The following is an 11,701-nucleotide window of genomic DNA, read 5'->3' on the forward strand; positions in this document are numbered from 1 at the left end:
ACTGAGCGACTTCACACAATCCTATTCGCCTCTATTTCGGAAGTATTCATTGCTTTCATGAATATAACTTTCATGAAAGCCCGCCACCCTTAAGTGAGCCGAAACACGTGTTCGTCCAGGCGGGATTCTTTACCTTGACCGGGAAATCAGGTATGAAACACTCCTATGGGTTTATGTATTGATCGCGACCAGTTTGACGAAGAGGATTTTACCCGGTTCGGGCAACGGCTGATTCAAAGCTTGAAAGCTCTTAGGCATGTGGTGGAGCAGCCGGGATTTGGTGTCGGTCCTCTTTCCATCGGGGCGGAACTCGAACTCTCGATTATCAATAGCGAAGGCCGGGCCTATCCCATAAACCGAACCCTTTTGAATTGCGCGCATGATGGCCACCTCCAACTCGAGTTAGACCGGTTTAATCTGGAATATAATTTGTCTCCCATCGGCTTGGCGGGCCATCCCTTTTCCCATGTCCGGGCGCAGTTAGCGAACGCCATCCAATCATTGGAATATTGTGCGCAAAGATGGGGAGGGCGCATTGCGCCGATTGGCATCCTGCCGACCCTCAGCGCCGAAGAACTGGATTCGCCGGTGCTGTCGGATCTCCCACGCTATCGTGCGCTCTCGTCTGGCCTTCGACGGTTGCGCGAAGGGCCATTTGCGATACACATTAATGGACCGGAGCCCCTAACGGTGACCTGTCCGGATGTCACACTGGAAGGAGCCACGACCTCTTTTCAAATTCATCTCCGGGTGAACCCTCAGGATTTTGCTCACGTTTTTAACGCAGCACAACTGGTTACGCCTGTTGCCTTGGCTCTCGGCGCGAATAGTCCAATTTTTTTGCAGCATCGTCTGTGGGAAGAAACGCGGGTGGCCTTGTTCAAGCAAGCGATCGACAGTCGAAAAGCCCAGGAAAGTGATTGGCATCAACCGGCCAGAGTGTCGTTTGGCCATGGGTGGGTCCGTCGAGGAGCATATGAGTTATTTGCCGAAGCCGTGGCGCTTCATTCCCCCTTGTTGCCGGTCATGAGTTCGGAAGATCCCATGGAATGCCTCAGTCGAGGGCAACTGCCGCAGCTCGAAGAATTACGCCTGCACCAGGGAACCGTCTGGCGGTGGAATCGGGCGATCTATGATGCCAATGCCGGTGGACATTTCCGCGTCGAATTTCGATCTCTACCCTCAGGACCTACGCCGATTGATATGGCGGCCAATGCGGCGTTTGTGATAGGGCTGACGTTAGGCATGCGACAGCAGATCGACCAGCTCCTCCACCAGTTTCCGTTTGAATATGCGCACCGGAATTTCTATCGGTCGGCCGAATATGGGATGGATGCCATGTTAGTATGGCCGGGTCAACCAGGGCATGGGTTGCGCGAAATTTCCGTGTGTGACCTGGCCGGGGAATTGTTGCCGATAGCCGAGAAAGGCTTGGAGGAATCCGGGGTGGAGAAGGAAGAAATCCAAACCATGCTGAATGTGATCCGGGGTCGCTTGGAGACCCGGATGAATGGCGCGCGTTGGCAGGTCCATCGCTTAGAACAGTATGAGAGCCGGGGGCATGACCGCCCTACGGCTCTAACGCACATGCTCGAAGATTATCTGCGAGCCTCACATACGGGCGCGCCCGTCTCACAATGGAGTCTGAACCTCGAATGAACCTCGCACGACCTATACCCAGGTGGGAAGCACCCACACCACAAGACGTGGGGCCAACGGTTGAGGATTTCCTGATGAAGCTTGGTGAGCCTACCTTTCTTTGGCTTCCCGGCTTGGACACCTCGCGCACGCGGGCCATGTGTACCTTATTGCACGGTAATGAACCCTCAGGGGTGCGCGCCCTTCATCGATGGATACAGGAAGGACGACAACCCCAAGTCAATGTGCTCTGTTTTATCGGGTCCATCGGAGCGGCCTTGACCAGACCAATGTTTTCTCATCGATACGCACCAGAAGGCACAGATCTCAATCGGTGTTTTCGATCTCCGTTTGAGGGGCCGGAAGGGGCCATTGCCCAAGCTATGCTCCAAGAACTGCATCAGACCCAACCTGAAGCCTTGATTGACTTTCATAACACCTCGGGCCGAAGTCCGGCATATGGTGTGACCACCCTGAACCGGGAAACCCATGAAATATTGACGGGAGTCTTTTGTGATCATCTCATTGTGACCGATTTGCGGTTAGGCACATTAATGGAAGCGACGGAATACGACTGGCCGACCGTCACCATTGAAGCAGGATGGGCACAAGATCCACAGGCCGATGAGCTGGCCTTCCGCGGATTTGCACGGTATGCCATGGCCAAGAATTTTTCAGATATCTCGTCACCGGTGACCGTGCTCCATCATCCCATTCGAGTGGAACTGCAGGATGGGGCCTCCGTGGCCTATAACGGTGGACCGGTTTCCGAAGTGGATCTCACCCTTCCTTCAGATGTGGATCGATTGAATTTTGGACTGTGGTCCCGGGAAGAAACGCTGGGGTGGGTGGGGAAGCGGGGCTTGGATGTCCTGTGGGCCAAGAATGCGATGGGACAAAATGTCAGCTCCGCTATCTTTTCCGTGCACAACGGGGAACTTCGGTTAGCTCATCCCAGTCGGCTCATGATGGTCACGACAAACCAAGAAATCGCCCAAAGCGATTGTCTCTTTTACATCCTCCCCGATTCGTGAATATCCTAATTCTCGGCTTGGGCTATTCGTCGAACGATGCACCCGGCTGATGAAAATTTGGCATTCACCTCGTTTGGAGACAGTCCAGATTGAGCCCTTCAGAAATGACTCACTACCCCTTTTCCAGAAAAAGTAGACTGCCCCAAACAAAGTCTGGGGTTCATATAAGTGGGGAACAACCGGTGATACACGCGCGTGGCCGTCACCAACTTTCTTCTCCTGACCCTTTCTTTTTACTTCAGGATTTTACAAGTCCATTGTTAAAAGACCGATTTATTCATAACCATACCTATGACAGATTTCCCATATGAAGACGACTTTGATTATAAATAATCAGCTTTTAGCCCAACTCAAACGAGAAGCGGCAACACAAAGATGGACGATGTCAGAATTAGTCGAGACAGCCCTTCGATTGCTATTTCAAAATCAGAAGGTCCCAAAACCACTTTCTCCGCTGCCCACTTTTAAAAGCGGCGGCTATCTGGTCGATATTGCGGATCGGGAAGCTCTCTATCAGGACATGGAGGGTCCCTAGAGTTTTCAAAACAACATCTTCCATTTTATGATTCTCAACCTCTTGGGCTTCCTTGAATGCCCTCGCAAATCTTTTTATAAATTATTCCACCATCGCATATCGAGCGGTGAAATGTCGGAGAAAGGGCGCTTGTTCCAGAAATCGAAACGCCTTCAAGCCCTCACGCCGCCGGAACGCTTCTTCCACCACTTCGATAATATAATCCACATGACTTTGGGTGTAGACCCGCCTGGGAATGGCCAACCGAACAAGTTCACGAGGGCCCGGCTCTTCTTTCCCGGTTTCGACATTGCGCTTGCCAAACATCGCGGTGCCGATTTCCACCGCCCGAATGCCTCCCAATACGTATAACTCCACACAGAGCGAAATACCCGGTAGATCGAGCGGTTGGAGATGCGGTGCGAAGCGGGCCGCATCCAGGTAGATGGCATGTCCACCGGGGGGCCGGAGGGTCGGCACACCGGCTTCATGCAAATGGTTCCCCAGATACCCCGTGGAGGTAATGCGATACTGGAGGTAATCTTCCTCCACGCCTTCATGTAATCCTACCGCCATCGCTTCCAAATCCCGACCGGCCAAGCCCCCATAGGTGGGGAACCCCTCGGTTAAGATCAACAGGTTTTGCTCTTGTTGGGCCAACTCGGCGTTGCGTGTGGCGAGAAATCCTCCAATGTTCACAATGGCATCCTTTTTTGCGGACATGGTACAGCCATCGGCCAAATCGCACATTTCACGAACAATGTCGCGGACCATTTTGCCCGCATATCCCGGTTCCCGCAGTTTAATGAAATAGGCATTTTCTGCAATCCGGCAGGCATCCAGGTACAACGGGCGGTCAAAGGCGCGGCAGACCTCGGCCACTTCTCTGATGTTGGCCATCGAGACCGGTTGGCCTCCACCGGAATTATTGGTGACGGTGACCATCACCAACGGAATACGGTCGCGCCCTTCTTTTTGGAAAACTGCGCGAAGACTTTCGACATCCATATTGCCTTTGAAGGGAAACTCACTGGAGAGGTCCGCTAGCTCGGGACAAGGCAAGTCCACCGCTTTGGCTCCGGTAAATTCCACGTTGGCCCTGGTCGTATCGAAGTGCGTATTATTGGGAATCACATCACCGGCCTTGCAGATGGTGGAAAACAAGATGCGTTCAGCCGCCCTTCCCTGATGGGTTGGTATGACAAGCGGGAATCCCATGAGTTCCTGCACCGCAGCTTCAAACCGGTAAAAGGATGGACTTCCTGCATAACTTTCATCCCCCCGCATTATGGCCGCCCACTGTTTGGCACTCATGGCCCCGGTGCCACTATCGGTCAGGAGATCGATCAGGACATCATCGGAGTGCAGCCGAAATACGTTATACCCGACATTGGCAATTAATTCCCGGCGTTGGATTTCTGTCGTCATCCGGATATGTTCGACCATTTTGATACGAAAGGGTTCGATGATCGTATTAAACATATTCGGTCCTCCGGTTATGCTGGTCGCTCTATTTCACGATCCGGGAAAAGACCATGACTCCCGGTCACCAAAATCATATCATCTTCTGGAAAAACATCGAAGGATTCATGACTCGACGATTCCCTCTCTATTTCATGAAACCCTGAGGCTAACCGGCTTTCTTCTGGAATTGGGTGAGATGTATGCCTGATCTGCTCCCGAACAAGACGAGGAGACCGACACTGCGGGATGTTGGAATGGTGTTTGTCCAGCCGGGTCTGAATGTCAGACCTGGCAGGAATTGATTGGAGATGTCAGGATCGAGGTATTCGGTACCGAAAATCTCATGTTGGCGGTTGGAACTAGCCTGGAATAGGTTCTTCTTCCTTTGCGTGGAGAAGCGCCATTAACTCTTCCCCGGTCATGACTTCGGCCTTCAACAAGGCCTCAGCCCCGTTCAACAGCACCGGCCGGAGCCTTGTCAGCAATTCCCGGACGCGATTCCCTTGCTCTTCAATGAGGCGACGCACCTCTTGATCGACCTGCTGAGCGGTGTGCTCGGAATAGGTCGGGGTCGCATGCGACTCCATATTTTTTAAAAACGTCGGCTGCACGGATTCATCTAACGCCACCGTTCCCAATTTATCGCTCATCCCATAATCTTTGACCATCCGTTTGGCGATGGTGGTGGCTTTCTGCAAATCATCAGCCGCTCCTGTGGAGGCCTCTCCAAAGACCAACTCTTCCGCCATACGCCCCCCTAATAAGACGGCGATACGATTTTCTAATTCGGAACGGGTGAGTAAATAACGGTCTTCAACAGGGAGCTGTAGCGTATAGCCCAAGGCGGCAATGCCACGGGGAATGATCGAGATTTTTTGGACAGGATCACACCCGGGCAAGGACATCGCCACTAACGCGTGACCGACCTCATGATGGGCCACTCGCTTCCGTTCTTCCACACTGAGGACGCGGTTTCTCTTTTCCAGTCCGGCAATCACCCGTTCCACGGCCTCCTCAAAATCCTGGTGTTCGGCCGTCTCCCGACTTCTTCGAATGGCCAATAGGGCAGCTTCATTCACCACATTGGCTAAGTCAGCCCCTACCATTCCCGGAGTCATGGCGGCAATTTTGTCTAAATCGACGTCAGGAGCCAGTTTGATGGACTTAGCATGTATGGCAAGGATAGCGGCTCTTCCAGGTCGATCGGGGCGATCAACCAGCACCTGCCGATCAAAACGGCCTGCACGGAGCAAGGCCTGATCCAGAATTTCAGGACGATTGGTTGCGGCCAGCATGATGACCCCCACACGAGGATCAAACCCATCCATTTCCACCAGCAATTGATTCAGGGTTTGCTCCCGTTCTTCGTGCATCATGGGCCCTGTTCCCCGGGCTTTTCCCAAGGCATCCAACTCATCAATGAAAATGATACAGGGCGCTTTAGCCATGGCCTGTTCAAACAAATCTCGCACCCTGGCCGCTCCCACCCCCACAAACATTTCGACAAATTCCGAACCGCTGATGGAAAAAAATGGCACGCCGGCTTCTCCCGCAATGGCTTTCGCCAACATGGTTTTTCCTGTGCCCGGCGGACCCACTAAGAGCACCCCCTTGGGAATCCGGCCTCCAATCCTGGTGAATTTTTCCGGGGTCTTTAAGAACTCGACGACTTCCATGAGTTCCACTTTGGCTTCATCGACTCCGGCCACATCACTCATACGAGTCTTGATATCGCTTTCAATATAGACTTTCGCTTTGGATTTCCCAATTCGCATAAAACCGCCCCCCGCCCCTTGCCCCATTTTCCGCAAAATCCAAAACCAGATCCCGGCAAAGACCAGAATAGGGACAACCCAGGAGGCCACGTCTTTCCAGAGCGTACTGACGATCACTCCGGCATATTCCACATGCCTTTCTTCCAACAGTTTCACTAATTCCGGGTCATCTACGCGCACTGTCTGAAACCACTGGGGGCTTTCCCCGCCTTTTTCAGATTTTAATTTTCCGTGAATGACTTTGTCGGTAATGGAGATCTCCGCCACCTTATCTTCTTGAACCCAGGTTTTAAATTGACTATAAGGCACCTCATCCATATGTTGGGCCGCAAAATACATTTCCTGGAGAATAATGAGTCCCCAGAACGCAATAATGAAATACCAAATAGAGACACGATATTTTTTTTCCATATTTGCTATCCTAACCCCTGTTCCTGCCTGATCCTGAATCGCACGACGTTAACATAATCTTACTGTACCCAAGAATCAGAAATACGTCTATCGAAATGGAACAAAATTCTTCCCTGACTCATCATTCCTGCCTGACGGCAGACCTGGCCCTCTCCTTCGTTCGAGCATGGGCCAGAAGTTGAAAAAATCCCATGATCTCTTGCAAGTCAACATGATGTAAGGAACTTTTATCGTCCGTGTAGGTCCTCTCTTCTCAAGCATGATCGCCTCTTACGACCCTCAGCTATTATGGATTCTCGTGGCCGGCTTGCTGGTCGGAGGGACAATCGCGTGGGGCATCTGTTCCATTCTCTATCGAGGAAGGAAGATCCAAGCCTTACAAGAGACCGCTACCCAATTTGCTTCTGCCCAAGCCCAAACTGGAGAACTTCGGTCCCAACTCGCCACCCTTCAGCAGGAACGTGACCGGATTCAACAAGAATTTCGTTTGATGGAAGTGGCCAAAGTATCAGCCGAAACAAACCTTGAAAATACACAACGACACTTAGCCGAACAGCGAGCCTTGCTGGAGGATGCGAAAATGACCTTATCGGATACATTTCGATCTTTAGCCTCGGAAGCCCTGGCAGGAAACAATAGGGGATTTCTGACCCTGGCCGAGGAAAAGTTTAAAGCCCTGAAGGATGAAGCGACGGCTTCCTTCGACCAACGCCAGACCTCCATTGAATCCTTGTTGCAGCCGCTGACTGAATCCCTACGCACCTATCAAAAAGAATCTCAAGCCTTAGAAGATAAGCGGCTTCGTGAACTCAGTGTCGTGGGAGAACAGTTACGCCAATTGGCTTCCGCCCAGACCACCCTCCAAGCCGAAACAGCCAAATTGGTGAATGCCTTACGATCACCACAAGTTCGAGGACGCTGGGGAGAAATCGCGCTTAGAAGGACGGCTGAATTGGCCGGCATGTCAGAAAACTGCGATTTTTTTGAACAGGAAAGTGTCTCCACCGAAACCGGCCGCTTGCGTCCCGATATGATCGTCAAACTCCCGGCAGGAAGAGATGTGGTGGTCGATTCCAAAGTGCCGCTCAGTGCGTTTTTAGATAGCCTGGAAACGCACACGGACGAAGATCGGGAAGCCGCCCTCAATCGACATCTCGGCCAGGTAAAACGCCATATCAGCCAATTAGCTTCAAAAGAATATTGGGATCAATTTCCAGCCGCTCCTGAATTTGTGGTCTTATTTATCCCCAATGATTCGTTCTTAGCTGCCGCCGCCGAACGCGACCCTTCCCTCGTCGAGTCGGCCTTAACGAAAAAAGTCGTCATCGCCACACCCACCACCTTCATTGCCCTGTTGCGGGCCATTGCCTACGGCTGGCGGCAGGAACAGGTGGCGGAAGGGGCCCAACGCATCAGTATCCTCGGACAAGAACTCGCCGATCGACTGGGCACTTTGGCAGAACATTTTGGAAGAATTGGACAAGCTTTAGGTCGGACCGTCGAATCCTATAATGCGACGGTCACCTCATTGGAGAATCGGATCTGGCCCACGGCCAGGAAATTCAAAACACTTGGAATCAGCGCAAAAAAAGACCTCAGGGACCTCAAATCCGTCGAGCACATGCCAAGACCGCCTGGGGAAATGGAACCACCTCCCGAAGACCTTCCACCCGCATCTTCATAAATTGAAAGCACATTTTCTCTCCCGCTTTTTTCGAATGACATCCGTAATCCCTTGCATAAGGATAGTGCTTGATTCGGGGCTGCTCCGTTCTTTCTGCCTGCCTGTATTCCCTGGGGACAAAGTTTGATCAATTCCTATTAGCGCTATTTTTAAGTACCCAAAAATTGTTATTATATATAGTCATTTGAGGGTTTGTTTAAAGAATTAACCTTTATTTGGAAAGGATGAGGTGTGGCCCGTGGGACCAGGAATTACCAGCAGATCGACAACAGATTGGGGAAAAGGCTTAAAAGCAGGAAACAAAGAGTTGTCTGTGACGTTGGGATTGGGTGCATGTATATTGATGATCTTAAGTTTGGCAGCCCTTTCAACCTCATCCTGGGCCGCCGCAGGTGAAGGCTCGAAACCTCTCGCCAAGTTTTTAGAAATTCCACTGAAAGATGGAAGCATCCCGGATAAACTCAGGTTTCCTCTCCATGAGCAGAATTCTGTTCAATATTTCAGCGCCGGATTAGGTAAGGAGGAACGGAGCCTGTCCTACCCACCCTATTCCCTTAAGTTGATCTTTGTGAAAGGCGACCGCTCTTTTTTAGCTGGTGTGGCGGTTGAGGTGATCAACTCAGATCAGACGACTTTGGTATCTATTCCAGGCGAAGAGGTACAAGGTCCTTGGTTATTCCTCAACCTTTCTCCAGGCAAATATGTTGTCAAAGCAACCGATTCAGGAGGGACCACTATTGAAAAAAGCATCACACTATCTGGAGAAAAGACCACTCCTGTTCACTTTCGTTGGCGGTAAGATGGTTTTTCTCTTCCGGAAATTGTCCTGATTTTCGGGTTTTTTGCCCCCAAACCATCAGGCTTTCAATCTGCAACTCTCCCTGTGCCCATTATTCATTAATTTTTTAATTTATTGTAATTATACTTAAATTTAAAAACTTAGTCATAAGAACTATATTAAAATTAAATCTATATGATTATTAAATGTTTTTTTCCATTTATGGAAGTTATTGATGTTTCTTATTATACAATTATGAGGATTTTTTAATATTGGATTAATCTTGACTTAAGATCAAAGAGCTATATCTACCAACAAGACGTTTTAATACGTATGTTACGATAAACAGTAAAAAGGAGATACATATGGGACATTTCGGAATACAGAAAAAGACCCCAACAATCGGGAAAAGTCCCATTAAGCGAGAAGAAGCTCACTCCGCTCCAAGCACTAAAACGGTGGATCCAAGGCATTCGGACACCTGTACACGATGTGGAGGATTTATGGTCTCCCATTGGTGCATGAATGTGAATTATGATGCCGGTGGAATGGAAATCCTGACCAAACGGTGCCTGCAATGCGGGGAAGTCATTGATCCCGTCATTCTGGAAAATCGCCTCAACCCCCAACGCGAGGCGATGAAAAAGAAAACCCGTCCGCTCCTCTCTAGGCCCCTAGCATCATCAAATAAGGGCAGGGGATCTGGGATGAGTTGTACTCCTATAGCCTAAGTTTGAGGCATCTCACACTCCAGGGTGCTTTTGAACCACCCACGAGGATGAGCTGGATTTTGCCTCCTGAGATTTGAAGACTGCTTATATTTTTAGTCTATCCTCCCCAGGATAATCCCAGGGCGCAAGCGTCCCCCTCTTCCTTGTGGGTCCCATCTCACAGGAAGAGTATGAAATGCATCGCATCTGATGTCCTTTACTCTCTTACTCCCGTTTTTCTCCATTTACCTTCCTAATCCATTCTTCCTTTTTCAAAAGAGGAGTGATCAATGATCAAATCTCCCGTCATCATGAGTGTTCTCCTCTTGCTCCTTCCGCAAATCGCCTTCGCACAATTTGGTGACTTTATGAAAGAGATCGACAAATTTTCTCTGCCTGGGGCAAAAACCCTCGGAGATGACAAGATAATCTCTGGACTTAAAGAAGCACTGATCGTCGGAACGGAAAATACCGTGAAACTCACCGGCAACGCAGACGGTTTTTTAAAAAATGACGCTATTAAAATCTTACTACCTGAAAAACTTCAATCTATGGACAAAGCTCTTCGACTGGCCGGATTCGGGCCCCAGGTTGATGAATTGGTAGTTAGTATGAACCGGGCCGCCGAGCAGGCCGCTCCCTTGGCCAAACCCATATTCAAAGATGCGGTCACCAACATGAGTTTTGATGATGCCAAGAAAATTCTCGATGGAGGAAATACCGCCGCAACTGATTATTTCCAGGGTAAAACACGCGATCAACTTGCCACGGCGTTTAAACCTGAAGTGGAGAAGACGATGAGCCATGTCGGGGTTACCACGCAATACAAGGAATTGGTGGGACAATATACGATGCTACCGTTTGTCACAGTCCCGGCATTTGATCTGAACGATTATGTGGTCGGAAAAAGTTTGGACGGGCTATTTCACACATTAGCCCAGGAAGAGCAAAAAATCAGGACTAACCCTGCAGCGCGCGTTACAGATTTACTCAAGGATGTCTTTGGCAAATAATTCACAAATCCATCATAGTCCCCCATCATAAAAACTTGGGAGAAAAATGAACCAACCCATTATCGGGTTTCATCAAGATGACCTGGATGATTGGGTGGCAGATCTGGCTTGCGGCCATGGGCAGCATGTTCGACATCAGCCTCCCCTTAGTTTTCGCCCATGGGTTCTCACACCAGAGGGACGTCGAGCCCACCTCAAAACCATCGTCAATTGCAAAAAATGTGACGAGGAGGCACCTCTTCCTTCACAAATGACAACCTAATCGCACTTTTCCCTCGTCCATAAACTTTCCTCCTGCCAAACATAAGGTTGCATCGCATACCGTGCCTTACTAAGGATTCTGCCACATCGCACCGTCCGCAAGGTTGTCACCTCCCTGGTGAGTGATTTTCAGGATATCCCCATTTTTCACTTTGGCTTCCAAGGTGGAGATTTTCTGATTAATGGTCAACATGAGTTCATTGGCCTGGAGAAAAGGCATTAACCCTTGAAAATGATCGGGGAAATCCTCTAGCAATTGCCGAATGGTGGTGGCGTTTTCTAAGCTAATTTCAACTTCCGGGTCTTCAACCGCTTCACGAAGCGAAAGGCCAAATATCAATACTTTTACCATCCGATGTTCCTCATGCAAAAATGAAAATCCATCCCGATTCCAACTATCACAATGATATCCCGCCAGA

The 11,701-nt window shown here is 50.0% G+C and carries 11 protein-coding genes; 8 read left to right on the forward strand and 3 right to left on the reverse strand.

Annotated features, from left to right (window positions below):
* Window positions 1-165 precede the first annotated feature (165 nt).
* The 3 genes from LX98_RS12455 (at window position 166) to LX98_RS12465 (ending at window position 3,207) form a co-directional block, all read left to right on the forward strand.
* Window positions 166-1,659: a glutamate-cysteine ligase family protein gene (locus LX98_RS12455; RefSeq protein ID WP_496429209.1), complete on the forward strand. Its 1,494-nt coding sequence runs from the start codon at window positions 166-168 to the stop codon at window positions 1,657-1,659.
* Window positions 1,656-2,672, forward strand: coding sequence for a M14 family metallopeptidase (locus LX98_RS12460; protein ID WP_496429210.1), 1,017 nt, complete (start codon window positions 1,656-1,658; stop codon window positions 2,670-2,672). The genes LX98_RS12455 and LX98_RS12460 overlap by 4 nt, the downstream gene beginning before the upstream one ends.
* Before the next feature lie 307 nt (window positions 2,673-2,979).
* A complete protein-coding gene (locus LX98_RS12465; protein WP_496429211.1) occupies window positions 2,980-3,207 on the forward strand; it encodes a hypothetical protein in 228 nt (75 codons plus the stop codon).
* Between the two features lie 81 nt (window positions 3,208-3,288).
* Here LX98_RS12465 and LX98_RS12470 read toward each other — a convergent pair whose 3' ends face one another.
* Both LX98_RS12470 and ftsH read right to left on the reverse strand, forming a co-directional pair.
* Entirely contained in the window at window positions 3,289-4,668 is a 1,380-nt protein-coding gene (locus tag LX98_RS12470; RefSeq protein WP_496429212.1) for a tryptophanase, read from the reverse strand.
* A 341-nt stretch (window positions 4,669-5,009) separates the two neighbouring features.
* Window positions 5,010-6,836: an ATP-dependent zinc metalloprotease FtsH gene (ftsH, locus tag LX98_RS12475; RefSeq protein ID WP_312640099.1), complete on the reverse strand. Its 1,827-nt coding sequence runs from the start codon at window positions 6,834-6,836 to the stop codon at window positions 5,010-5,012.
* Between the two features lie 259 nt (window positions 6,837-7,095).
* Here ftsH and LX98_RS12480 point away from each other — a divergent pair, with 259 nt between their 5' ends.
* From LX98_RS12480 to LX98_RS12500, 5 genes are all read left to right on the forward strand, one after another.
* Window positions 7,096-8,520 carry a DNA recombination protein RmuC gene (locus LX98_RS12480; protein ID WP_496429213.1) on the forward strand — a complete coding sequence of 475 codons (1,425 nt, stop codon included), beginning with the start codon at window positions 7,096-7,098 and terminating at the stop codon, window positions 8,518-8,520.
* A gap of 238 nt (window positions 8,521-8,758) precedes the next feature.
* Entirely contained in the window at window positions 8,759-9,319 is a 561-nt protein-coding gene (locus tag LX98_RS12485) for a carboxypeptidase-like regulatory domain-containing protein (RefSeq protein WP_496429214.1), read from the forward strand.
* 344 nt (window positions 9,320-9,663) lie between these two features.
* Window positions 9,664-10,029 carry a hypothetical protein gene (locus tag LX98_RS12490; RefSeq protein WP_496429215.1) on the forward strand — a complete coding sequence of 122 codons (366 nt, stop codon included), beginning with the start codon at window positions 9,664-9,666 and terminating at the stop codon, window positions 10,027-10,029.
* A 347-nt stretch (window positions 10,030-10,376) separates the two neighbouring features.
* Window positions 10,377-11,021 carry a DUF4197 family protein gene (locus LX98_RS12495; protein ID WP_496429216.1) on the forward strand — a complete coding sequence of 215 codons (645 nt, stop codon included), beginning with the start codon at window positions 10,377-10,379 and terminating at the stop codon, window positions 11,019-11,021.
* A gap of 46 nt (window positions 11,022-11,067) precedes the next feature.
* A complete protein-coding gene (locus LX98_RS12500) occupies window positions 11,068-11,283 on the forward strand; it encodes a DUF3565 domain-containing protein (protein ID WP_496429217.1) in 216 nt (71 codons plus the stop codon).
* Window positions 11,284-11,352: 69 nt separating this feature from the next.
* Here LX98_RS12500 and LX98_RS12505 read toward each other — a convergent pair whose 3' ends face one another.
* Complete coding sequence (locus LX98_RS12505) at window positions 11,353-11,634, reverse strand: MoaD/ThiS family protein (RefSeq protein WP_312640085.1); 282 nt, start codon at window positions 11,632-11,634, stop codon at window positions 11,353-11,355.
* Between the last annotated feature and the right edge of the window lie 67 nt (window positions 11,635-11,701).

This window comes from Nitrospira marina (assembly GCF_059568365.1).